The organism is Holdemanella sp. DFI.5.55, from assembly GCF_020593575.1.
GTDB lineage: Bacteria > Bacillota_I > Bacilli_A > Erysipelotrichales > Erysipelotrichaceae > Holdemanella > Holdemanella hominis.
Genome location: NZ_JAJDMK010000029.1, coordinates 1 through 26,415 on the forward strand (window position 1 = coordinate 1; position 26,415 = coordinate 26,415).

The 26,415-nt window shown below is 35.3% G+C and carries 23 protein-coding genes; 1 reads left to right on the forward strand and 22 read right to left on the reverse strand.

The genetic code is table 11. The features are described 5' to 3' along the window. Positions 1-137: 137 nt before the first annotated feature. The 22 genes from LJE08_RS07275 to LJE08_RS07380 all read right to left on the reverse strand — a co-directional run bounded on the left by LJE08_RS07275 (position 138) and on the right by LJE08_RS07380 (position 25,872). Entirely contained in the window at positions 138-620 is a 483-nt protein-coding gene (locus tag LJE08_RS07275; RefSeq protein WP_117572489.1) for a dUTP diphosphatase, read from the reverse strand. After that, positions 613-1,074 carry a DNA-deoxyinosine glycosylase gene (locus LJE08_RS07280; RefSeq protein ID WP_117925599.1) on the reverse strand — a complete coding sequence of 154 codons (462 nt, stop codon included), beginning with the start codon at positions 1,072-1,074 and terminating at the stop codon, positions 613-615. The genes LJE08_RS07275 and LJE08_RS07280 overlap by 8 nt, the downstream gene beginning before the upstream one ends. After that, positions 1,059-2,357 (reverse strand): 30S ribosomal protein S12 methylthiotransferase RimO, encoded by a 1,299-nt coding sequence (rimO, locus tag LJE08_RS07285; RefSeq protein ID WP_117925598.1) that lies wholly within the window; start codon positions 2,355-2,357, stop codon positions 1,059-1,061. The genes LJE08_RS07280 and rimO overlap by 16 nt, the downstream gene beginning before the upstream one ends. Beyond that, the gene (locus LJE08_RS07290) at positions 2,354-3,292 is read right to left on the reverse strand and encodes a 3'-5' exoribonuclease YhaM family protein (RefSeq protein WP_117925597.1); all 939 of its coding nucleotides are present in this window, start codon (positions 3,290-3,292) and stop codon (positions 2,354-2,356) included. The genes rimO and LJE08_RS07290 overlap by 4 nt, the downstream gene beginning before the upstream one ends. Beyond that, a complete protein-coding gene (locus tag LJE08_RS07295; RefSeq protein ID WP_117925596.1) occupies positions 3,289-5,256 on the reverse strand; it encodes a RecX family transcriptional regulator in 1,968 nt (655 codons plus the stop codon). The genes LJE08_RS07290 and LJE08_RS07295 overlap by 4 nt, the downstream gene beginning before the upstream one ends. A gap of 3 nt (positions 5,257-5,259) precedes the next feature. Next, the gene (locus LJE08_RS07300; RefSeq protein WP_117925595.1) at positions 5,260-6,300 is read right to left on the reverse strand and encodes a lysylphosphatidylglycerol synthase transmembrane domain-containing protein; all 1,041 of its coding nucleotides are present in this window, start codon (positions 6,298-6,300) and stop codon (positions 5,260-5,262) included. An 8-nt stretch (positions 6,301-6,308) separates the two neighbouring features. After that, on the reverse strand, positions 6,309-7,391 hold the full coding sequence (locus LJE08_RS07305) for a glycosyltransferase family 4 protein (RefSeq protein WP_227402812.1): 1,083 nt from the start codon (positions 7,389-7,391) through the stop codon (positions 6,309-6,311). A 259-nt stretch (positions 7,392-7,650) separates the two neighbouring features. Continuing rightward, positions 7,651-7,968 carry a hypothetical protein gene (locus LJE08_RS07310; RefSeq protein ID WP_186998868.1) on the reverse strand — a complete coding sequence of 106 codons (318 nt, stop codon included), beginning with the start codon at positions 7,966-7,968 and terminating at the stop codon, positions 7,651-7,653. Between the two features lie 97 nt (positions 7,969-8,065). Continuing rightward, positions 8,066-8,896, reverse strand: coding sequence for a PTS system mannose/fructose/sorbose family transporter subunit IID (locus LJE08_RS07315; RefSeq protein WP_117925592.1), 831 nt, complete (start codon positions 8,894-8,896; stop codon positions 8,066-8,068). A 2-nt stretch (positions 8,897-8,898) separates the two neighbouring features. Then, complete coding sequence (locus LJE08_RS07320; protein WP_227402813.1) at positions 8,899-9,738, reverse strand: PTS sugar transporter subunit IIC; 840 nt, start codon at positions 9,736-9,738, stop codon at positions 8,899-8,901. Between the two features lie 54 nt (positions 9,739-9,792). Then, positions 9,793-10,284, reverse strand: coding sequence for a PTS sugar transporter subunit IIB (locus LJE08_RS07325; protein ID WP_003866136.1), 492 nt, complete (start codon positions 10,282-10,284; stop codon positions 9,793-9,795). Between the two features lie 55 nt (positions 10,285-10,339). Further along, entirely contained in the window at positions 10,340-10,768 is a 429-nt protein-coding gene (locus tag LJE08_RS07330; RefSeq protein ID WP_186998871.1) for a PTS sugar transporter subunit IIA, read from the reverse strand. 255 nt (positions 10,769-11,023) lie between these two features. Then, on the reverse strand, positions 11,024-11,791 hold the full coding sequence (locus tag LJE08_RS07335; protein WP_227402814.1) for a hypothetical protein: 768 nt from the start codon (positions 11,789-11,791) through the stop codon (positions 11,024-11,026). Between the two features lie 44 nt (positions 11,792-11,835). Then, entirely contained in the window at positions 11,836-12,279 is a 444-nt protein-coding gene (locus tag LJE08_RS07340; protein ID WP_227402815.1) for a hypothetical protein, read from the reverse strand. A 57-nt stretch (positions 12,280-12,336) separates the two neighbouring features. Then, positions 12,337-19,257: a discoidin domain-containing protein gene (locus LJE08_RS07345; RefSeq protein ID WP_227402816.1), complete on the reverse strand. Its 6,921-nt coding sequence runs from the start codon at positions 19,255-19,257 to the stop codon at positions 12,337-12,339. Positions 19,258-19,944: 687 nt separating this feature from the next. Further along, positions 19,945-21,249, reverse strand: a complete 1,305-nt coding sequence (locus tag LJE08_RS07350) for an ABC transporter substrate-binding protein (RefSeq protein ID WP_227402817.1) — start codon at positions 21,247-21,249, stop codon at positions 19,945-19,947. Between the two features lie 3 nt (positions 21,250-21,252). Next, the gene (locus tag LJE08_RS07355; RefSeq protein WP_217256350.1) at positions 21,253-21,909 is read right to left on the reverse strand and encodes a response regulator transcription factor; all 657 of its coding nucleotides are present in this window, start codon (positions 21,907-21,909) and stop codon (positions 21,253-21,255) included. Beyond that, on the reverse strand, positions 21,902-23,212 hold the full coding sequence (locus tag LJE08_RS07360; protein ID WP_217256349.1) for a sensor histidine kinase: 1,311 nt from the start codon (positions 23,210-23,212) through the stop codon (positions 21,902-21,904). The genes LJE08_RS07355 and LJE08_RS07360 overlap by 8 nt, the downstream gene beginning before the upstream one ends. Continuing rightward, a complete protein-coding gene (locus LJE08_RS07365; protein ID WP_186998873.1) occupies positions 23,209-24,189 on the reverse strand; it encodes a sugar ABC transporter substrate-binding protein in 981 nt (326 codons plus the stop codon). The genes LJE08_RS07360 and LJE08_RS07365 overlap by 4 nt, the downstream gene beginning before the upstream one ends. Positions 24,190-24,237: 48 nt before the next feature. Then, entirely contained in the window at positions 24,238-24,564 is a 327-nt protein-coding gene (locus tag LJE08_RS07370; protein WP_227402818.1) for a hypothetical protein, read from the reverse strand. Then, positions 24,557-25,330: an HAD hydrolase family protein gene (locus tag LJE08_RS07375; protein ID WP_227402819.1), complete on the reverse strand. Its 774-nt coding sequence runs from the start codon at positions 25,328-25,330 to the stop codon at positions 24,557-24,559. The genes LJE08_RS07370 and LJE08_RS07375 overlap by 8 nt, the downstream gene beginning before the upstream one ends. Next, entirely contained in the window at positions 25,330-25,872 is a 543-nt protein-coding gene (locus LJE08_RS07380) for a hypothetical protein (protein ID WP_217256347.1), read from the reverse strand. Before LJE08_RS07380 ends, LJE08_RS07375 begins: the two co-directional genes overlap by 1 nt. Positions 25,873-25,950: 78 nt before the next feature. On the opposite strand from LJE08_RS07380, the gene LJE08_RS07385 reads away from it, so the two are divergent. After that, the gene (locus LJE08_RS07385; protein WP_227402820.1) at positions 25,951-26,373 is read left to right on the forward strand and encodes a PaaI family thioesterase; all 423 of its coding nucleotides are present in this window, start codon (positions 25,951-25,953) and stop codon (positions 26,371-26,373) included. Positions 26,374-26,415 lie beyond the last annotated feature (42 nt).

Sequence of the window (26,415 nt, forward strand, 5' to 3'; positions counted from 1 at the left end):
GTGATTATTTTGTATAACATTTTTTTGATACCACCCGCATAGCAGGTGGTTTTGTCGTTTCGTACTTCGCACTCAACTGGCTAAAGCCAAAAGCGTAAAAAAAGATCTATTGTCCTTATGACAATAGATCCATTTCACTATTTTCCTGAACTTCCTAGTTTTCCAGCCATTCTCTCAGATTCCATAGACTGAAGTTCCTCAAAAGAAATTTCTTCACTTTCTAATTGAGGCATACGCAATAATACACCCTGACAAATCGCTTTTTCATAAGGATAAATAATTGCATCTTCCTTATACTCTACATCTTGCTTTTTAATAACCACACGCTTTGTATTCAAATTTGTAACTGGAGCCATATATTCTCCACGATAACCCGAATCAATCACGCCACTTCTTTGTGCAATCCCCTTTGTTCCAGTTGAACCACGTTCTTTTAAAATCATCACAAACTCTGGATCAAATGCACTTGCTACACCCAATGGAACTAACTTCGTTTCATGAGGCTCAATCACCATATAATCTTCTTCAAAACAAGGATATAAATCATACCCTGCATCTTCATAACGCTTTTGCGGAACCTTCGCATCCGCCTTTACTTTTGCCCAATATAGTTTATTCATAAAACTCCTTCTTATATATTTCAATCAATTGTTCTAACGAAAATTGTGCATTGGCACTTGAAGTCGAAGGACAATATACCGTTTCAATATTCGGAAAATACTTCTGCATTGTATTATGACTTGTCCTTCCATTACAAATTACCTTCTCAATATTCTTATATCTATCCAACAATCCCTGTATATCATTTGGCTCAATATCTTTGATTTCACTATCCGCACTCGTCTTTCTTATACACGAATGACAAATATCCCAAAGTGCAATATGCGATGCTTTTAATAATTCAATCTTGTCTTCTGTTTGAAAGATTTCTTTTAATATCTTCCAAAACCGATTATTTTTATTCGCATAATACATCTGTTCCTTCAAACTAATTGCACTTGGCATAGAACCCACAATCAATATTCTCGAATCCTCAAATACAATGGGATCCAATCCAACTATTCGCTTACACATGTACCGTAAACATCATAAGATTTGGCACCTGTAATCTTCACCTTCACGAAAGAACCCAACTCCAATGGTTCATCACTTGTAAAGATGACCTGACCATCCACTTCATCCGGTGCATCCGCAGCACTTCTTCCACGATAACGATCGACCAAACCTTCTTTTTCCTCAACAAGAACTTCAATGACCCTACCAATCTTTTCCTGATTCTTTTCTTTTGAAATCTCTTCCTGCACCGCCATCAATCTAGCCAAACGCTCATTTTGAATCTCTTCATCAATCTGACCATCCATATCATAAGCAGGTGTATCTTCTTCCTTCGAATATGCGAAAGCACCCATACGATCCCACTTAATTTCCTTAATGAAATCCACAAGTTCTTCAAACTCTTCTTCCGTTTCTGTAGGGAAACCAACAATCATAGTTGTACGCAAAGTCGCATTTGGAAACATTGTATGAATCTTATCCACAACCTTTAATACATCCTCTTTTGGTCCTCTACGATTCATTAATTTCAACAAACGATTGTTCGCATGCTGCATAGGAATATCAAAATAAGGAACAATTTTTTCACTCTCACTCATAGCCAGCAATACATCATCCACAATTTCATCTGGATACATATACAGAACACGAATCCAATGAAGCCCCTCTACTTTAGATACTTGACGTAGTAATTCAGGAAGCATCAATTCGCCATAATTATCCAAACCATACTTCGTTGTATCTTGGGCAATCAAAGTTAATTCTTTCACACCCACACTTGCCAAATAGTTGACCTCTTCCATAATATCCTCAATTGTACGAGACTTTTGATCTCCACGAATCAAAGGAATTGCACAATACGCACAACGATTTGAACAACCATCACTAATCTTTACATACGCCTGCCAAGGATTTCCCGTAATCACACGTTCTGCCTTATCCAATAATGTATCTGAACCTAATAACTTCTGTAGCTGACTAGCCAAAGTATCATACTCACGAATTGGGATAACCGCATCAATTTCAGGAATCTCTTCCCTTAAAGTCTCTGTATATCTTTGAGCCAAACAACCACACACAATCAACTTCTCTAAGTTTCTCTCTTTATATTGAGCCATCTTGAAAATCGCATTGATACTCTCCTCTTTGGCACTCTCAATAAAGCCACAAGTATTCACAATAATAGCCTGTGCATCCTTAGGATTGGCCACAATTTCATGACCACCCCTCTTGATCATACCCATGATCTGTTCAGAATCCACTAAGTTTTTACAACATCCCAATGATACAAAACCTATCTTCATTCTTGATTCTCTCCTTTTCGATGATAAATCATACGACCTTCTAACGCAAAGACACGAGGACCAAAGTGACCTGGCTGCGTTGTATCTAAACTCTGTTTCATCATATACATACGCGCATCTAGATTATCTAATAAAGTTAACACTTCCGCTTCTGGAATCATAGGAAGGACAGGAGATCCAAACTCCATCTTTCCATGATGCGCCAAAACCATATGCTTCAACAATAAAACACACTCTTTATCGTTTACACCCAGCTTTTCAGCCACACGATCCAAACGATTATTCATAATACTAATGTGCCCCAACAAATTCCCCTCATTTGTATATTCAGGAAGAACTGGACCACTCAGCTCATCAATCTTTCCAACATCATGCATCAAAATACCCGCAACCAATAACCCCTTATCCAAGAATGGATATTGGCGACAAATATCTAGTCCTACACGCGCCATACTAATTGAATGATAGGCAAGTCCTCCCACAAAATTATGATGATTTCTTGTGGCCGCCGGATATGTATAGAATAAATCCTTCGTTTCTTCTAATACTTCTTCAACCACACAATATAGATTTGAGTCCGTGATCTCATTCATCAAAGTCTTTACTTCTTCTTCCATTTCAGTACGAGACATAGGCGCTAATCTTACATAATCCGAAATATCTTCGCCTTCTAAGACCACCATTTTTCTCACTCTTAACTGAACGGCATTTCTATGAATGATCGAATCCCCAAATATCTCAACAATCTGACCCGCCTTATACTGCTCAATCTGCGCATTCGTTAAATTCCAAAATTTCGCATCCAATACACCCGTTGCATCCTCTAAAATCAAAGACAAATAAGGAGTATCTTTCACGGTTTTTCCTTTGTCACACTTTGAAATCAAACACTTAATATTTACTTTTTGTTCCTGAGTAATCTCATTAATTCTCATTCACTTTCCCCTTCCAAAACCTCTTTTATAGCTGATATATTAAATCCTTTACGAACACAATACGTCTGAATCTTCTGATTACGCTTAGGCTGATCAAACGTCGCATATAAACGTTTCGCTTTCGCAATCGTTCTTTGTAATGCCTCATCATCATTTTCATCCAGTTCAATCGACTCCGACACTTGTTTCGCCAATTCAAACGAATATCCCTTCGTCACTAACTTATTCACTAGCGTCTGCCTTTGCATGCGACTCGACTGCTCTTTTAGCGAATGCGCTAAACGACGAGCCAATTTGATCGCATTACTACGCTCTGTTTCCACATCCAAACTTGCCAAAGCATCCTCGATGACATCATCCACGATGCCCGCTCTTTTTAGCTTTTGACAAATCTGCATTTTAGGCTGACCATACGAATGCCAAGCCTGCGCCTTATCAAAGGCATACTCCTTATCGTCAATCCAATGACGTTCCATAAATTCATGAATAATATCCAAAGCCTGATCTTCATCTAGACCCAAATATTTCTTTCCATATTGCACCATTTGATACGACGTATAATCATTTGAGAAAACACGCTTCTTCATTAACTCAAACGCCTTATAGAATAACTGCATATCCAAATAATTGTCAATCAAATATGCATCTAACATTGTATCCTTTGTGATCTTTAAATCAAAGAAATCATCCGTTGGAATCATTACTTTGACTGGTTCATTATCGCAATCACGCATCACAGTTAAACGAACAAAATCATCCACCATACGAATTCGTTCCACATGATAGGCACGCTTATAATCATCAATCGCCTGATTATAAACACTCAAAGCCTTATGCGCAAACATACTCTCTGTATATGGCGCTGTTTTAGAAATACAATACGCTCTTAATGCATCTCTTTCCACTTTGGATTTACTAAAGAAAACATCCCACTTTTGACTTAGCTCATTGGCATCATCAAAATAATATCCAGACCTGCCTTCATCCACCAAATCCTTCAACACCTCATCACGACGACCAAACACTAATAGGCCACTCGCTAAAGCCTCAATATATGTCATCCCTTGTGTTTCCGATAAACTAGCGGATACAAAACAATCGAAAGCCGCATAATAATAGGCAATATTTTCCTTAGGAATCTTACCCGTAAAATGCACACGATCCGAAACATTATACTTCTTAGCCAAATCCTGATAATACTCCATATCCGTACCACCACCCACAATGACTAAATGTAGATGTGGATCTGCATTCTTACTAATCGCCTCAATCGGAATTTCGATTGCCTTCTCTTTGGCAATACGCCCTACAAAGACCACAATATGATCTTCACTTGTAAAACCTAACTCTTCACGAATACTTTGAACTCTATTTTCATCTAAATTTTTACGATCATACTCCGACAAATCCAAACCTGTCGGAACGATATAAATAGGTGCCATTACACCATACTGCAATAAAGCCTGCTTCGTCTTTTCACTCGGTGCAATCACTGCTTGCGAACCATTGGACATGACACGAGAAAACGTACGAATCACACTCTTCCCTAATTTTTCAACCGAATCAAAATCAAGCGGATTAAAATAATGCGTATAATCCTCATACATTGTATGATACGTGTATACAATAGGAATGTGCAAAGCCTTCGCCATCTGACGACCAAACATACCTACACCCGCTTCCGTCTGAATATGAATGACATCCAAGTCCATTCTTTCAATGTAGGCATCCGCACTAAACTGTAGTGGACTCGACATCTTATAACCATAAAACTTCTTGATTTCAAAACCCGGCAAACGAAGAATATGACCATTCTCATCTTCTACAATCTTTGTCCCCTTATGATTCGTAATAATAAATACCGTATGCCCCAGCTCTTCTAAAGCGTGTTTAAGGGTTGCCACACTTGAAACAACCCCATTAATATCCGGTAAATATGCATCTGTAAATAGTCCGATTCGCATATACTACATCCCTTCTAAATTGATTTTACTCTCTTTTCTCTCATAATGATTCTTCACAAACACAAATAAAACTCCACCTATAATCAGCACTATGTGATACGTAGAAAAACGCCACAATACTAAAACCGCACCCGTTAAATTTTTCATCATGCCACTAAACAACAATGAAAAGACAACTTCCGTACCACCACTTGCTCCGGGAATTGGAATAAAATTATTGGCCATCGTCACAAAACTAGATAGGGCCATGACATCAATCAATTCATTCATCTTCAACGGAATATGTAGGGCTAGCGCAATCACAAAAGGTAAAGAATAATAGAGTGATAAACGCACCACATTAACACATACACAAAGTAAGATACTCTTCTTATCTTTGGCTAGCACCTTGATTTCACGAGTAAAACTCGTGACTTGTAGAGTCCAAGAATCCAATGTCTTTTCTGGATTCTTTAAAATATGCAGTTTCGTTAATACCTTAACTAAAATACGCGAAAGCTTGATATAAATACTAGGAAATAACGCAATCGTATATAACGCTACAACAACCACTGCATTGATGATATAGCCCAACAATATAATATTGAACCATGCGGATTGAGCACTGTAATACGCAAAACGCAAGAGAAACAGAATCGAAACATAAATCATCATTGTTGTCTGATAAATAATGAAATCAGCCCACAACAAGCTAGCCCCATCGCTCACTTTGATTCCTTGCTTTTTCATAATATAGGCCTGAACAAACTGTCCACCCGTACTACTCGGAGTAATCCCCGAAAAGAAAGAACCAATAAAGGCCACTAGAATCCCTTCACCCGCCGTATAATGATCCGTATACTTTCTACCTAATACGTAGTATACAAATCCCCAGACCGCCGTAAAAAGAACACCCCACAATAAGACTATGACAAGGCTTAACAGATTCATTTGTGAAATGCACTTTAAAACCTGATGAAAATTATCCTTTAGCGCAAACCACAGGGCAAATCCCGTTAAAGCAAGAATAAGCAACAGATTTAGTACGTACTTCTGTTTTTTCATAAAAACCCCTATTTTTTCTTATTTAATAATTCCTCTTGTTTATCCTTATAAGCACTCAAATAGAATTCTCTCCACATATTCAATACATGTTCTTTCGAATAGAATTCACTCAATAAACGACTCTCATTTTGATACTTCACATATACATCTGAATCATTTTTCAATTTTAACAGACAATTTTTAAAACCCTCATTATTATCGGCATGCATATAACGATCAAATAAGATATCTTTATATAAATCCAAATCACGAAGCACCAATGGAACATGTAAGTTCACCGCTTCTAAAATCGTCATTGGAAATAATTCATTATAGCTTGGCACAAAAAGCACATTCGCTATATTATATAGATCCACCATTTCTTCTCTAGGAACAATCCCTAAGAATTTACAGTTTTCAGGTGGATTTTCCTGCAACTTCTTCAATTCTTCATATCCATCGGTAATACGTCCAAAAGAAAAGCCTCCAGCCCATACGAATTGGACGTCCGGCATTTGTTTGGCAACATTCACAAAATCAAGTACACCCTTACGTGTTTGTACCTGTCCTGCACCCAATACCACAAAAGCATCTTTGTCTATACCATACTTTTTGCGAATGGAAGCACACTCATCATCGGATTTACGATAAAATTTTTCCTTAGATACATAGTTAGGAATATAGTAAATTCTTTCTCGATCAATCCCATATGCGACTAACGCATCAATAAAACTAGGATTTACAACGACCAAGCGATCCGCACTCTTATAGAATTGAATCAAATAAGAACGAAATACATTCAATAAAGGTGCCGGAATTTTTAAGCTACCTTCTAAAGTATCCGGTAAAAAATGACAATAGGCAATGTTAGCAGCTCTATGATTTTGCATCTTCACATAGAAAGTAGGATCTACTGTATGGAAATGTTGAATATCTGGTGTTTTGATCCAGTTGTTGATACCCACTTCAAAGATATCGTTAGCCCCTTCTTTAATTAGATTGACCTGTTCTTCGTAGGCACTGCCCACACCTTGGCCATCCACTTTATCTGCACTTGAATACATTATAATTCGTATTTTATCTTCCATAAAAACTACACTTCTTTCATCCATATTATTATATCGCAACTACTATTTGTATGTCCAACTTTCAAAAAGGCAAATGAAAAGCCCCTTTAGCGGGGCTCCTCAAGAAAGTTTTAAGAAAGGGAATTTGATTATGAAGTGAGCCACTATCTTTGGCTCAATAATATATTACTAAAGAATAAAGTGATAGGTATAGTTATATTGTGTGAAATTATGTGTATAATTGACACATTTATTGTTGTTTTTAGTTAAAATTAAATTGTATTAAACTAAAATATACAAACCTTTACTTTTCTTCGTACAAATCAATCTTCTTTAATACACTTTTCTTTCCATTTCTATGAGATATAAATCCTAAAACAGTAAATAAACTCGATAAAATCAAACCAATCAAAGCAATCCATTTAGCTACATTGCGTACGCTCATAGGAATATTAGGAAACATTGGATCGGTCATTCCTGACCATCCCCAGTATGTTACGGCAGCAAAAGCAAGTGTAAGAATAAAAGCATTTCTGACCATTCTTCCCACTTTTAATACCATTTCATTTTCTCTTTGGATGATTTCTGCAAGCTGATCTCTTTCTTTGCGGCTCAAACTCATAATTAACGCTCCTTTTCAAATATACATATACTTATTATATTATAAGAAAAAAAGACAGGCCTAACAAGTTAAGCCCGCCTTTAATTGTCTTAAGTGATTATCCTAAGAATCCTACAACAGATCCTACGAATCCGATAACTACGAACAATAACAATACTTTAATTGGAGTAATGTTTTTCTTAGCCATCAACCACCAAGCAAACAATACGAATAACATTGTTAAGATCTTAGGGAAAGCTCCATCTAATTTAGATCCTAATGTTACGTCTGTTAATTTACCAGTTTCTGCATCATAAGCCTGTGCAATTACATAGTTAGTTGAAATTGATACCCAAGAAGCTGCCATCGCACCAACGATAACTTGTCCCATAACCAATACGGATTCACGGAACGCAGTTGCTTTTTGTCCTACTAACAATTCAACAGCACTACCACCTAATTCATAACCTTTGAAGTATACGAATTTTTGGAACCAAATTGAAGTTGCGTTCCATACGATGATATAGAATAAAGGTCCTAAAGGTGATCCACCTTCTGCGAAACCTAATGCAATACCTAATAAGATAGGAATGTAAGTACCAACGATCAATGAGTCACCAATACCAGCCAAAGGTCCCATTAGACCTGCACGGATACCGTTAATCATTTCATCATCGATTCCTTCAGCTCCATTTGCACGAGCTTCTTCCAAACCAGCTGTGATACCAACTACGATTGATCCAATCTGAGGTTCAGTATTGAAGAATGGGTAGTAAGTAGTCATTTTTTCTGATTGTTCTTCGCGAGTAGGATATAATTCCTTAATAATTGGAAGCATTGACCACATGTAACCAAATGTCTGCATGTGTTCGTGTGAGAAACATGTTAAGTTTCCATACCACCAACGCCAGAAAGAACTATTTAATGTTTTCTTAGAAATCTTTTTCATAATTAAATGTCCTCCTCGTCATCATAGTCTGTAGATGCACCACCAACAGCACCTGTAGCTTTCATCATTGTCATTTGGTAGTTAATCAATGCGAATACACCACCAACAACTGTAGCAGCAATTAATGTTAATCCCATAGAAGCAGCTAAAGCGAATCCGAACATGAAGTAAATCAAGTCAGAAGTCTTAGATACTACTGATTTTAACAAGATACCAATACCTACTGCAGGAAGTACTGATCCTACTGATAAGATGGCTTTTACATACCATACTTCAGTATTTAAGCTCTGGAACAATTCAGCTACGGCTCCAGATCCATAGTAGCAAAGTAAAGTAACTGGCAAGAATGATAATACAAAGTGTGAAATTAGTGGGAGAACAACATCAACTTTTCCTAAACAATCTAAGTTTCCTTTATCCAATTGAGCCCAGCCCCAGTGTTGCCAAATAAGGTTCATCATAGCTGTTCCGTAGAATAAAGTAATACCGATTACACCAGTCATGGCTGAGATACTAGATGCTAAACCACGAGCATCAGTTCCTCCAAAATCCATACCAGCAGCTTTTGCTCCAACATAAGCCAATGGAATACCAATGTAACTTACGGCACGTAAGTCAGATGCGACTGTTCCACCAGGTGTAACCAATGCGATCCACATTACCTGCATTGGAATACCAATTTGAATACATCCAGATACATCACCTAGGATCAAACCTACGAATAATGATGCAACCAAAGGACGGTTCAAAGTGTAGTTACCTACTGTTGTACCTAAGCAAGCGATAGTACTAGCTGCTGTACAACTCATAAGTCCGATTAAAATTGCTTGTAACCAACTCATTATAAATCTCTCCTTTTTCTTTTATTTATCTCAATCTGTTTACTATTCCCACTATTAGTAACCAAATTTAGATCTAAATTTATCCCAAGTACCAATTGCAGTTTCTTTTAATAACGCAAATAATACTGTGTAACCAGCGTTTGTCAAAGCTTCGCATGCTTCAGCTTCTTCTTGAGTAATTGACTGGTTTTGACCTAATTTTGTAGCTCCCGGACGATCATTGCATGGTCCGATAACTACGGTTTTAACATCGTTAGGTACGAATCCATCGTCTACTAACAATTCTTTCATATCCACTGGATTTTTAGTAATTAAGAAATATTTTTTATTAGAATTCTTAACTGTTTCTGCTTTTTCTCTCCAGTGTTCCTTTGTCCAAACAAATACTTTCTTGTCTGTACTAGCCTTGAATGACTGTGTCAATACAGGTGTAGTTGCAGCTTTGTCGTTAACTGCGATAATCCCATCACAAGGGTATTCTTTAGACCATCTTGTAACAATCTGACCGTGGATAATACGATCATCAACACGAATAAAACTAATCATTATATGTCCTCCTTTATTCTGTTTATGCCTTCGCTATATGCGTTATAGCCAAATCCTATAGATCTTCGTCATCATCATCAGAAGCAACTGTAAAATCAGTTAATCCTGTACGACCTTCGTTTAATAATGTGTCTTTTAAATCTTGTACATTATCAAAGTTGTCTTTCATTAATACAGCAGTGATTGCAAGAGGCATATTCATACCAGCAATTACTAAAGTATTTTGTAGCAATCCTTTTTGATCCAATACATTCAATGCGTTCGTGAATGGAGATCCACTCAAAATATCAGCTAATAAAATGACTTGGTCATCTGCTTTGAAATCTTTGATCAATTCAGCAAAGTTAGATGCGAATTCGTCTGCGCTCATTCCGTCCTTTAAGCTTGTAGACAATACATCTTCACGATCTCCCGTCATCATTTTAACGGCACTGTGTAATCCTGGTGCAAATTCACCATGACTTACCATAACTACATATTTCATTATTTTTCCTCCGCGTTTCTTACTTACTCATATTTTATAATAAACATGTTAGCGTTTTCAAGTGTTATTACACATAATTTCACATATTTATGCGACTTTTGAACATGAGCATCACATAGAATACACATTCATTATAACCCATATGAAAACCTTTTCAATTTCCATATGTCACCACTTTTAGATGACAAATGTCACTTTTAACAAAAAAAGACTTAGACAACAAAACGTCATCTAAGTCCATAATAAAATCTATGTTTATTTAAACCCATAAAACTCATAATTTACAACATTATTCACTAAATAAGAAGTCAATCTTCCTTTTTTATCTACATTAAAAGAAAAATTAATCGTTTGATTCCCCGACTTCATCAATACAGTATATAATTTTCCCTTTTTTGTTTTTGTGATGACACCCTTTTTACAAGCTTTTCGAAATTTTTTTGCTTCTTTATTAAAACTCTTCGTCCAAATATCCACATCACCTAATTCATCTTTATGCTCTTTTACATACTCATTGGTAAGATCCGCAAAATATTTTTCTTCATCAACCAATTCATATAATATCATCGCACGATAGCCCGATTTACCTAAACTTGGAATGTCTGCCACATTTCCATCTTCATCTTGATGTGTTGTTGTCCAATTATCAAATGGAATAGAATCTAAATTCTTTTTAAAATTTTCTTCACTAATCACATAAGCCCACTCATTATTGTCATGCTTTATATATTTAAAACAAACTTCTCCACTACCATCATCCATTGGATAATTATTAATAACTTCTATATATTGACTTGGTGTTTCCCCATTATAAATAGTACAACGCAACTCTTCCCCATCTCCATACACATCGGCTACTGTATATTTAAAAGAATTTAGTTTATCAAGTTTATTAACCGCCTTTTTAATGTATGGATAAACATCTACTGTATTATCTGATTTGGCATATACATGATAAGGTGTCATACACACCATGATTAGTGTTAAAAATACACATAATAATCTTTTACATTTTTTCTTCAACTCAATACCTCCAAAAAGGCATAGCCAAAACTATGCCCTTTACGTTATAAAATGTTGTTTTGTTTGATCCATTGATTCAACATAGATTCAGTGATTGTTTGTACTTGAGGATTCAAATCAGAAACGAACTCTCCATCTTTTACATAATATACAGAAGGCGTATATTTAAAATTTGAAAAATAAGGACGTATCCTTGCCAAATTGTCATTAGGAGTCGCATTCTCTTCATGATCTAAGTTAACTTCATAGATAGTTAGGTTATGTGTAGGTAGCCAGTTATCCAATAGTTCATGAAAATCTTTACAGTAACCACAATCTGTTTGTGTAATCATCACCACAAACGTATCCTCATTATCAAATTTTTCCACCATCTTATCAATGTTGATTTCTTTGATTGTACCTGGTTTTGATGATTCTTGATGTGTTTGACATCCAGTAATCATCACAAATGTCATAAGTAAAACAATTATTTTTTTAATACACTTCATATACAACACCTTACTTTAAAGAATATATTCTCCGAATATAGGAGAATATATTACAGATTACTTCTTATTTTTTACTTTTTTTAAGCCTTTTCCATTTTCGTGCTTACGATAAAAGATCGTTGCGATACCTGCAAGAGAAGCAGCACCAACACCTAATGATCCGAACAATCCAGCTTTATTTTCAACGCCTGTATTTGCGTTAGATTGTCCCTTGCTAGGATTTACAGTTGTTGTAGTTCCTGATCCAGGTTTTGTAGTTGTTGATCCACTACCTGTTCCTGGCTTAGTTTCTGTTCCACTTCCTGTTCCTGGCTTAGTCTCTGTTCCACTTCCTGTTCCAGGTTTATCTGGAGTAGTAGGTGCATTAGGTTTAACAGCCAACGCTTTAACAAGTTGTTTGATTACTTGGTTAGCATCATCACGATCTAATTCTGGATTAGCCAATGCTTCTTCACCTTTTGCGATTGCAGCTTTGATAGTTTCTTGATCTTCTTTACTGTAATCTTCTATGCTCAATCCTTTTAAGATATCTATTGCGTATTGGATAGAATCTCTTTGATCTTGTGTAGTTAAACCATTTTGTTTGTATTTTAGATTTGCCTGTGCATCTAATAATGCATTAACTAATGCATCAATTTCTTCATTATTTGCAGGATCAGCAGTCTTAGCAGCTTCTAAAGCATCCTTAAACGCAGTCAATTCTTCATTATCTACACAATCTTGAGTTTTTACTCGTTCTGCCAATTCAATTGCTGCAGTCAATTTTTCTCTATTCAACTTAGTTAATAACTTGTAAGTATCGCTTAAGTCTTTGATTTGAGGTTTTAATAATTCTTTTTTATTGATTGGATCAGCCATTAAATTCTTAGCAATTTCAACCTTATTTTTGAAAAGAGTAAATGCGTCATCTTTAACATATAAAGAATCATCCAATTGAACAAATCCGTTCAACTCATCAAGATTATTTTGAATAAGTTCTAATTCTGACATTTCAGCAGCAAGTTCATAGTAAGCCATTTGTAATTCTTGTTCATCATCATTTAATGCATTTGTAGCTTTTGCAATCGCCTTTGTCAATGCATCTTGAAGAACAGCATTTTCATATTTTACTTCTTTTGCTTCATCAATCAATTGTTGTAATTGAGCTTGACCTGGAGCATTTACAGTAACTGTAACTGTAGCTTGAACTTGATCATTTGCTTTCGCAATGATGTTTACTGTCCCATTGGCAACAGCTATAATTTTTCCAGTTGCATCCACTTTGGCAATTGATTCATCCTCACTTGACCAAGTCACAACATCTGTTGTTTCAGTTGGAGAAAGAGTAGCCTTCACTTGCACTGTTTCATTAACATTTAATGTTACTTCTGTTTTATCCAACGTAATACTTGTTGCAGGAATTGCTTCTTCATGCAATGCTCCAAACAATTTGATTTCAGCAGCAGCAGCCCATTGATTTGCTTCAGTACCTAAAGATTCTAATGCTGTAAAACGAACATAACGAGCTTTGGTTGCATCAAATTTAACCTTCTTGAATTCACCCTTATCGACTAACATAGTTCCATCATGTTCAAATGTTCCAACGACAACAGTCTTGAATTCCTTACCATCCAAACTAGTTTCAACCATATATTTTGTGATATCACCATTGTAATCATTTTGACGAGGAAGATAGTTCAATTGTTGAACATCATATTCTGCACCTAAATCCATAGTTACGCCTTGTGGAAGTGGATGTTGTCCGTCGTAGTTTGAATGCCATTTTGTAGATGTATCACCATCAAATGCATTTTTAACTACATCGCCATCAATTGTTGCTTCAGAAGTAGCCGTTACTTTAGCTGGATCAATTGTGATTTCAGTTTCACAATCTGGTTGTCCTTCATTAGAGCCCTTATATTCTAGAGCCTGAATTGCTTTGAATAAATTAATTGTTTGTGCATTCACTTCTGTTTGTGTCGCATCTTTATCTTTTAATACAGATTCTGCATTTATAACTGCTGCTTTTAATGCATCAATAGAAGCCGTTGTATACAGATTCTTGTTTTCGATAGCTTTATTTGCTTCATCTAATTGCGCTTTCAAATCATCGACAACAACTTGACCAGCCACTACATTGATTTCAAATGTCTTCGTAATTTTTTTGCCTTCTTTATTTGTACTATTTGAAGTAATTGTCAATACAGCTTTCCCTTGTTTTTTCGCATATAAAGTATAGTTGTAGTGATCACCATCGACTGTACGAATGACTGAAACAACTTCTGGTTTATCACTTTCAACAGAATACAATCCGTTTGTTACATTTTCTGGAAGTACTGTAGCTTTAAATGCTTTTAATTGACCTACACCTATTGTAGAAACATTGTTTTCATCGAATACAATATCTTCTGCATAAGTAGCTTCATTTTGATAGAATTCTACTTCATCAATATTTAATTTGTATTCAATTCCATTTTGACTGTTCATTGCATTTAATTTGATTTTTTCAGCTTGCACTGGTGCATCAAAATGAATGTTGAAACCTTGTTTAGAATCTACTTCTGTAATAGAATAATCTCCAATTTTTGTTTCTTCTTCGCCATTAACTGCATACAATTCAAAGTCTTTTAATGCGCCTGTATTAATATTTGTGCCATCTACACGAACACGAATAGTCATGTCTGTGATTGTTTTTTGCCCATCAAAGTTGAATAATACCCAATAAGGAACTCTTGCAGGAACTTCATCTCCATTATTTCCCCATTTGAATTCGAAACGGTTTGCATCTGCACCCCATTTACCATCAATCAACTTATCTACACCCATTCCGGATTGTAATACACTTTCATCTTGACCTTGTACACTCTGTACTTTGATTTGTGAAACTGTAACATCTGGAGTTTTAATATCTTCACTAGCAACAGTTGGATTAATTGCATTCAAGTTGTTACTTACAAACATGTATTCAGAAGCATTGAAATAGTCTGGTGTTAAAGAAATATCGCGTTTTGCAGTAAAGGTTACTGTTACAACATCTTTTGTACCTGAAATAGATTTCTTACTTCCACTATTTGTATATGTGAAGTTTATATTTCTATTAACTGCAGCATTGTTTTCAGATTTCTTATAAGCTATACGATCAAATTTATATTCTCTCATATTAGCCGTAGCTAATGTAGCTGATGTGCCTTTGAAAGTTAAATCATCTGAGTTATAACCAATTTTTCCACCAATAGAGTAAACATTCTTCATATCTACACCTGAAATAGTTAATGTAACTGTTTCACCTGCAGCATAATCAGTCTTATCTAATGATGTAATCAAAGAGCCATTTGGAGCTTTTGAAGGTGTTTTTACTCCACCATCTAAATGAACCATTGTTTGAGTGATATCTTGCGCATCATAGTAACCATTTTTGTTGTAATCTGAACGTTTTACCTGATCCCAAGTTGGATCGCCATCTTCTAGACCTACATAGTTTTCAATTTGTGTAGCATCATTTTCATCGATAACACCATCATTGTTAGTATCTCCAATAACGTATCCTTCACTTCCATCTACAATATATGGTTGAAGTTCTGCAGCTGAGAAGAATCCACCGTTTGACTTCTTAACAACATATTTGATATAACGAGCTGATGTTCCTGTCATATCGATAGTCTTAGTATCTAAATCTGACATATCTTTAGAGTATGTCCAATCTGATTTTTGTTTACTTGAATCATATGATAATGTCCAGTTTACACCATCAATAGATGTATAAACATCCATTCTCTGTACAGTACCATTTCCCTTATTGTCACTACGAGGAGTATAGTCAATACGCTCTAAATCGTAAACTTTCTTCAAATCATAGATCAATCCTTGATCTTCAGTCACTGAATTTGTTGAGTGGAAGAATGTACCATAATCAAAGTCTAAAATGTTACTCAATTTACCCCATGCATCACCATAATCCCAAGATACTTTAATATCTTTTGGTACATTACGATATGGATCTAGTGCAGATTCCACTTCGATTGGATCACTCCATTTTGAATACCCATCTTTATTTCTTGAACGCACACGATATGTATGTTTAGAGTGATATTCAAGATCTGTATGCGTATAACTTGTTTCTGTAATTCCAGATTGAATCATTCCATCTGTTTCTACTTCATATTCAGTCGCATCACTAACTGCATCCCATTTCAAAGGAATTGTTGTTGGAGTAATGTTTTCTTCGTCTGCTTTAAAGTTAGCAGGAGTTTGAAGATTTTCATTTAATTCATCTTTATCTAAATTTCCATCATTCACAAATCCATCTACTGTTAATTCGATTCCATTTGAGCTTACATTTGTCTTTTCGAATTTTACATACAATTTAGGAGTTGTTTTGATTTCAGTCTTTGCAAATTCTGAACCCTCTGTCGCAAATTTGTTTAAATTAGGCTCTTTATTGTAGAAATATACATTTCCTGTTGCATTATCGAATTCTTCTTGAGATTTAACTTCTTTTAATTCAACCTTTGAAGATCCAACTTTTCCTGTTAATGCCGTAGGCTTTTTACTTACATTTACAATAAATGTAGTTTCTTTATTTGCATCATATCCGTTGTAGCTACCCTGACTTGCTTCTGCTCTTAATACGGCTCTACCATCTTTTACAGAACTTGTGTAATGAGTTGTTACATTTGATCCGTAGTTAACTTCTTCAAGGTTAGAGTTATCTACTGTATTTCCTTCATCTTCATATTGAGTATATTCAGATTCTTTGTCTGGATAGAATTCAACTAAACGTTTTGATTTATCCACTCCACCTTTGTTTGTTTCCGTTTTAGCCGCAGCATTGTTATGCGCTTCAAACATTGGAATAATTGCACCATTCTTTACAAACAATGGCATTTTCCAAATTGGAGCATCAAAGTTATTTAACGTCGTTCCACCACGATATTGTTTTCCTGTAAAGTAATCGATCCATACTTGGTTTGAATCTGGTAAATAGATACCATTTCTAATATCATTTCCATCCTTATCTGCTGCTGTATTTTGATATACTGGAGCCACTAAGAAATCCTTACCAAACATGAACTGATATTGCATGTTTTTACTATATGTATTCGCATCTTCTGGGAATTCCAAGAACATTGCACGAACTTGTGGTTTACCTTTTTCACTGCCTTCTCCTAAGTTTGCAGAAGTATATGCAGTTGAATAAATGTAAGGCATCAATTGAGATCTAAGTTTTAAATACATACGGTTGATTGATGATGTTTCATCTCCGAATACGTATGGTTTTTTAGGATAACTTCCCCAACCATCCATATCTAAAAGCATAGTTGTGAATGTTTTCCATTGAATATCACGAGCTTGAATAGTCGAACTTCCTCCGAAAATCCCATCAACGTCGCTTGAAACGTTAGGGTTACCACTTAAACTTTGACCAATATATGTTGGAATTTGGAAACGAATATATTCCCAGTTTCCACCTGTTTGGTCACCAGTCCAGATACCACCATATCTTTGTGTTCCAGCCCAACCATCAAGCGTAACGATTGTTGGTCTGTTCTTAGTTTCTGCTTTGGAAATAATGTTATAAGCTTTATTGATTCCATCTAAACCAAAGTCATATCCTGAACCAACCCAGGCAACATCCGTTTTTAATGTACGAATTCCACCATTGTAAACTTCTTTTTCAAAGTCACGTTGTAAATGCACTGGCTGATTTGGATCTGGTGTTAATGAAGATTGTGTCCATAAACCTGTTCCAACACCTTTAGAGTTTGCATAGTCTGTAAAGCTCTTTAAGTTTGCGATATTATTATCCAAATTTACATCGTCTGTACCATATCCACAACCATATCCATCATTAGGTAAGAAGTAACCTAACTGCATATCATATTTTTCATATTGATCGATTACAGCACGTGCTGAAAATTTATAATCTGTTTCATTCGTTCCGTTTAATGATTCAAGAACGCCACCTTGTTTAATTTGTCCACCATTGTTTTTTTCTGTATATTTTACTTTATCATTCACAGTTTCTAATGGCGTATTTCCACCTTCGATCCATTCATCACGGTTATAACAGTTAAAGTGACCTAAATAAAACGATTCTTCTGATATTAAAGCTGGATTTCCTGTTAATTTAAAATATCCTTGTAAAACACTTACTGGTGTATCACCTACAAAGTAATAAGCATCCAACCGTTTTTCTGAATGTGTTGCTTCTACTTCGTTACTGTTTTTCTTACCAAAGTCATAAACACCTTTTTTAAATGTATTACGAACTACACCATAGCCGTTTGTTGACCAGAAGAATGGGTTTGGACTAGCAACGCCGCCACTTACCCAGTTGTTTTCGTTAACAATATTGATAGATTCTCCCGTATGGATAAAACGTCCGTTTTGAGTTCCTCCACCAAAGAAGTTTTCACCACTATTTTTTACAAAAGTCTGGACAGTGCTACCATTTTTATATTGTACGGGTTGTGATTCTTGCCAAACAACAGATCCATCTGCACGTTTTAATGTCATTGTAGCATCTTCTTTAGATACTTCTAAAGATACACCATCTTTCACAGCAATTGTGTATACTCCTGCATCATTTGTAACTGTAGGAGTTGGTTTTGAATATTCATTTGATGAATCGCTTTGTTGAACAATACGACCTGTGTGATTACTATCGTTAGGTGTAGCATATTCTTTAAAGCTTTCATCTTTTCCATCTGGTTCCATATCTAAACGGAATAAATTATTTTCTAAAAATGTAATACGAGTTTTTTCACCATTTACATGGTTGATAGTGACTGTGTTATTTTCTACAACAGGCTCACTAACTGGAGCACTCACAAATGTATATCCATTCTTTGGAACATTTGCAGTTTCTTTTTTTACAGTCGTATTTTTTGTTTGAACAGGTTCAGTATTAGCGAAAACACGAACCGGTGAAGCCATAGCTGTCACACCCTGGCTTAAAGTAACCATAGAGGCCAATAAGGCTTTTTGGCTATTTTTCATTTATTCTTCTCCTAAACTTAAGTTAAGTTTCAGTAGGAAGTTGACAACAAAGCGTTCAAGACCAATACAAATATTTTTTAGAACGCTACTCCAAAAAATAGACTGGATTTGTATAAATATGATATATTTCAACAACCTTTTAATTTAAGTAAAAATAAACTCTACTTTTTAAATCTAATGCGCGAAAATTAAAAAAATAACATACTCTTAAAAAATGTTTATTAAAATATACTCAAAAAAATATATTCATACTTATTGGTCTTTTGCTGACCTACTGCTGCTCTAAAAAATGCGAGCGATGGTTATTAAATCATGATTTATGCATATAGTCTATCAATCTAAGAAAGCGTTTACAATATCTATATTTGCACATTTTAGGGAATATTTTGCACTTTTTAACAACACACTTATGATTTTTTTACCATTTTAGGCACATGAAAACTAACCAAATATTCTAATTTCAAAGAACTTTACTGCAAAACTATCACTAGACACTGCTCAAAAATCAAGATGAAAGCATTCCATGCTGTTGGTTACATCACAAGAAAAAATTTTTATCATAAAAGATATTTGAAAATCTATGCAGCTATTTATACAAAAAAAGACATCAGCTTCTAACCATTGCTGAAATCTTTTTGATTGTTAAAAAATTTAGAGGTCTATTCACTAAATAAATAATTAATTTTGTTATTGCTTCTCCAACAATATATTCAATTCATCATTTAAATTTTGCATTGCCAGCTCAATATCCTCATTTGTATCAATGACTCTTCGAATTTCACTATCTGCCATCGAATACAATTGATCATAGCCATCCAGTTTTTTTATCGTGATTGCTTGTTCCATCATATCATCAAAAAATTCCAAATTATAATTTGAATCCAATGGAGCATCTTCTTGAATATACTTAGTCACATTTTTGGATGTCGAGACATTCTTTAAAACCGATACACCCTGCGAATATTTAAATAAACTTTCCTGCGTTGTTTCGTCGTAACAAAGTAACTTTAAAAATTCCCAAGCCATCTTTTTCTTAGAAGACATCTTACTAATACCACATAACAAGCTATCCATTTGTGAAGCATTATAGCCACTAGGACCTGCCGGCATCGGAAGACATTCCCATTCAAAATTTGAATATTTCTTAACACTCCAAGGATATGGCTTATATGTTCTATACTCACTAAACATCATTGGGCAAAAGGCAACCTTACCCTTATCAAACATTTCACTTGTAACATTCTGACCTCGATTTAAAAGATTTAACTTTCGCACAAATTCAATGGACGAATACACATCCTCATTCTGCAAAGTACTCTTCATGCTTTTCTCATCAAGCAACGCCTGTCCATTCGAACTTAGAGCATTCTCCCAAGTGTATCCATATTCCCCAAACTGATCAATTTCTCCATCGTCATCCGTATCCACAGTCAACTTTTCGCAAATTGCATAGAAATCATCCCACGTCCAATTAACATTGGGTATTTCAATTCCATTCTCTTCTAATAATGTTTTATTCACAAACATCAATGTGGGTGAACTCTCATAAGGGAGTGCATACTGCTGATCATAAATATTACCTGCATTGAGTGTCGTTGAAAAATATCGCGATTGATTAAAATCAGGATCCGTCTGCATGTATGCATCTAGTGATTCTAACATGCCTACTTTGGCATACGTCGAAAGATCATCACTCAACACCATAAAAACATCAGGAAGTTTTCCATCCAGAGCCTCCTTTGAAAGCCAAGCCGAATAGTCATCTTTCAAGATACCACTGACATATTTTACTTGAACATTCGGATGTGTTTTTTCAAACCGTTTGATCGCACTATCAATGATCTTACCACTATCTGGACTTGGCACATTCCAGTTACTACCCGCAAATACGCCAATCGTTAAAACAACGGGTTTTTGCGTACAATAAAATATCCCTACCAAACAACACACTAACATGGCTATCAAAAAAGTTCTTAATCTTTTTTTCACCATTATTTATTTCCCCCTAGATAAATACCAAATAGCCAATTGTGTACGATCTCTTAAATCTAATTTATCCAAAATCACACTTAAATAGTTACGAATGGTCCCTTCACTAAAGCCTAATTTTTGCGCAATTTCCTTATTTGAATAACCATGACCAATTTGGGCAATGATCTTACATTCTGTATCACTCAAATCGATATGTTCATCTTCTCCATGTTCAAAATTAAATTCCTCATTCGAATTTGCCATCTGAGAAAAGAATTGTGTCACTTTGCCCGCCACATTCGGGTTGAAACAGGCTCCCCCAGCTAGAACATTATGAATAGCCGAACTCAACTCTTCTAAAGAACATCCCTTCAAAAGATATCCACTCGCTCCATATTTTAATGCATCATAAATATACTCATCATCATCAAAAGTCGTTAATATTATGACCTTTATATTTGGATACTTCTTTTTTACCAAACGAGTACACTCTACGCCACTCATACTTGGCATACGCACATCCATCAAGATAATGTCTATACTTTCTGTTTCCAATGCATCCACTACTTCTTGTCCACTACCCACTACTTTTACTACTTCAAAACTCGGATCTGAATTTAAGATGATCTTTAAGCTTTCTCGAATGAGCTGCTGATCATCCGCAATCATGATTTTAACCATTATTCTCTCCTCTTCTCATTGGTATTTCTACAATTAATTCAAAACCTTTTACCCCATAATAACGTATTCTTCCCTGAAGTAAGTCAATACGTTCTGTCAAATGATGAATGCCAAATCCTGGTTTGACATCCTTACAACCCTGACCATTATCTTCTATAATTATAATCAAATTATTATCTGCCTGTGCAATCGAAACATAAATTTTTGTCGCATGCCCATGTCTGACTGAATTGGTCATTCCTTCTTGAACAACACGATACACAACTTCTTCTTCGTCCGCATTCAAATTCACCAAAGGCAAATGACACAAATAAAGAATGGTCACATCGGTCAATTTCTGATAATCCATGATCATCATATCCAATGCTTCTTTTAAAGAATACCGCTCTAATGCATCTGGCTTCAACTTATCCACCGAACGTCTGACATCGGTTAAACCGCGTTTTGCGCTCTCTTCCAAAATACCCAATTGTGCTTTTGTGACATTGACATCCTTATCAATCATCACTCGACACGCTTCAAGACCAACACTTAATCCCGTTAAAGTATGCCCTAATGTATCATGAATTTCACGGGCAAGACGGTTTCTTTCTTTGGTTTCACCCATTTTTTCTCGCAAATTCGCATAGCCTTTTAATTGATTATTTAAACGTTTTAATTCGACATTCAAAGCCGCAAATTTCTGCGTTTCATCCATTTGTTTCTGTAAATACAAGAATATATAAGCTATAAACAGCACAATATTTAAATTGCTTAAAGTCACTTCAATCCCCAGTAACAAGCCTTGTGTCTTTGAATTATACACCGACAAATATTCCTGGAATGAAATCATAGGAATATAGTTGGATAAATATCCATAGTTGGATAGCATATAAGCTAAAAAGACGAGTATGATGCAAATTGAACGATCAACTGGTTTATCCACATAGAGTAAGCTGTCCGCAATAATCAAAAATAAAATACACGTTGCACTAAACGATATATTCTTCATGATCAATAGGCTCAATCCAAGTTCAATTAAAATTGGAATGATTTGATGACGACTAAAGAATCGAATTTTTTTACGTATGCTCACGAAACAAAACAATCCAATAAAACCAAATACCGCTATATAGAAGGATCGAATGGGAACATTAGAAAGTGTGGAAATATTCTTAATAAAATCTGAGGCATAGCCACTTTGTGTCACATGCACCAACGTATAATACATCACAATAGCGATGTACCAAATGGTAAAAAAACTAAAGAGCCACATACAGACGTAGACAATCCATACATTGTATTTTTTTATATCTTGTATCATTGCCAGCCCTCCGTAGAATAATCATGAACATTGTTTTTTGTGATGATTTGCACAGGATTCACTTCATTTTTATTCTTGATTTTTTCTTGCGAAAACATCTTATAAATGACTTCTCCCGTCTTCTTTCCAAACGTCTTTGGCGATTGTGCCACAGTAGCAGCCATTTTACCTTCTGACACCATTTCTTTTGCCTCAGGCGTTCCATCTATGCCATACACATACTTGCCTTCCAACATATTGTTCGATGAAAGTGCGGCCATAGCGCCCATTGCACTTGGATCATTTAAACACATCACTACATCAAATTCGATTCCTTCCTCAATAAAAGACTCCATTTTTGGCATGGCCTCCTCTAATTGTCCCTCACATTCCATTCTCTGAACCACTTTATAATTTGAGTTGGACTGAATCGTATCCTCAAATCCCTTAATTCGTAAATAACCAGATTGAGTTGTCGAATGTTGAAGCAAGACAATATTGGCATGATCCAACTTACTCATCATATCTTTAGCGCATTGTACGCCCGCATCATAATTATCACTGACAATACTATAGGTCACATATTTATTATGCTTAACTTCCGTATCCACCACAATCACAGGAATACGTTTCTTATAGGCTAGCTTTAAAGAATCTTTTAATCCATCATAATCCACTGGCGTAACCACTAAGGCATCCACTTGTTGATCCATTAAGTATTGGATTTGTTCCTTCTGCTTCTTTAAACTCATAGCTGGATCTAAAGTAATCAGCTGATCCCCGTGTTCTTTGACTACTTTTGAAATTTCCTCATTGACCACCGAATAGAACGTATTGTTGTAGGTCATATATGTTGCACCAATTTTACGTGGCTTATTCGAATTGTATATCATATTCGCTTGTGTAATCGTATTGATTAAGTAGTTACTTCCTACCGCAAAAGCTAGACAAATCGTTAAACAGAAAATGATATACACAAACGATTTTGGCTTCTCCATTCAAATCTCCTTTCCTTACAGAAAATGTCGCATTGCTGCGACACTCTTTTATAATACTTTTTGTAGAACATAAACAAGGATTGCAATGACAATAGGCACAATAAAAATCATTGAGTATCCACGTACAAACTTTGTTTCTAAAGCTTTAAATCCTAAATCATCATAATAAAATCTTTCATCCTTGGTTTTACCAACAACACCCTCTTCCATTAGATTCGAAATTGTATAACTAATTGTTGAAGTGGCATAAGGCAAATTTTTAAATACACTTACATCTACTGCACTCTTTTCATCCACTGCCCCTCTTTTTTTCAATGTATCCATTACCATTGAGGCAGCTGTTGCCTTCGCCCCTCTTTTTCTTTTTCTAGACATTTTCTTTCCTGCTTTCTATATTCATGGCTTCTGCCACACTCTTTACACACACACCATATGCCTTCAAACTCTCAGGTGCATGTTCCATAACATATGTGTCATTTAGCTTTTCCAATACACACAAATCATTTTCTCCATCTCCAATAAAAATTGCATCTTCGACAGGTAAATGACAAAAGGCTTCCCATTTATTTGTGCCTTTTCTTGTGATCTCAATATAATCTTTTGAAGTAGCCATCACTTCATAATTTTTAAATAATCCTCTAAATTGATTTAATATTAAATCCAAATCTTTTTCAACATACACACTCAATTTGGCTAAGCCAAATTGTCGTGTATTTAAATATTCCATTAAATCCACGTCTGAAAACAAGCCTAAACTCGGTTGTTTCTTTTTAAAAACATGAAGTCTTTCTTTTCCATAACATGAAATTGGATAATAGCGATTGCCCGCTTCGTCTGTATAAAACAAATCCAAATTATATGCCAAAATCGCTTTACACATTTGTATACCTTCACTTAAATTAATCAAAGAAGAATATACATTCTTATCTTTATAATAGGCATTAGCTCCATTATCTGTGATCATATATTCACAGGACAATTGATACTTCAAGGCAAGTGCCAAACAAAAGGCACGATCTCTTCCTGTCACAAAGCCAAACGCATGTTTTTGTGTCCATTGATGAATGCATTCCACATCTTCATCTGTGACATTTCCGTTTGAATCCAATAAAGTTCCGTCTAAATCCGAAAGAAACAACATTATTTTCGGCGTTCTTTCTTAGCTTTTTTAAATGCTTTTTGTTTTTCCTGTAATGCTTCACCAATCTTTTTTGTGACTACGATCTTATCACGGTTGCTCATTAACACATTGCAGTTGCGTGCCACAATACCATTTTTAAATTCAAAATTTGCAAGCATACGATAACGATAATATGTATCTTGAAAGAAGAACCCTTCTTCTGTGAAATAAATACGACGGTGTGTATATGAATCAATGGCTAGCCCTAAAAATACAAGTCCAATACATCCATATGCTAAATAGTAATAATACGTTTGTCCATTGGAAGCTAATTTTGGTGCCATAAACATCAAAACAAATGCCAAAACAGCCATCGCAACCATGACCCATATCCAATAACCGCCATCGACCATTGTTTCGTAGTGTTTATGTGAGTTTTTAAAGTTTTCAAATTCCTTTTTGTAGGCAAGTCCACCTTTTAAGCTTTGATAAAATATGAATGCCATGTATCCAACTAATACAACGCCCACAACGATTTTAAAAAATATATTATTTGAATCCATAATCCGTCTCCTTTTTAAGTACATTAAGCATTATAACATCATTTCATGCTATAATAAAAGCATTGTTGGAGGTTGTTTATGGAAGAAAATATGCAGGCTTTAATGGAACGTCTAAATAGTTCGAGTCAATTTCTGCAAAGCAATGACATGCGTGTAACAGAAGTTCGCCATGGTTTTGCGAAGGTAGAAATGATTATTGATGAACAAATTTTAAATATACATGGCTTTGTCCATGGTGGAGCCCTTTTCTCTTTGGCTGACACAGTCGCCGGAGCAGCAAGCTTTGCGACAGGAAGAGATAGCGTCACACTTACGGGTACAATTAATTATATTAAGCCAGGTCGTGGTGGCAAATTGATTGGGATTGCCCAAGAAATCTCAAGTGGAAGAACAACTGGAGTATATGAGGTATTTATCTTCAATGATGAAAACGTACTTCTTTCTCGTGCCACATTCACAATGTTCTTCTTAGATTCTGACAAGATGAAAAAAATTAGATAATAAAAATCAAGCCTAATTCATAAAATTTTGTGTCTTTCCATG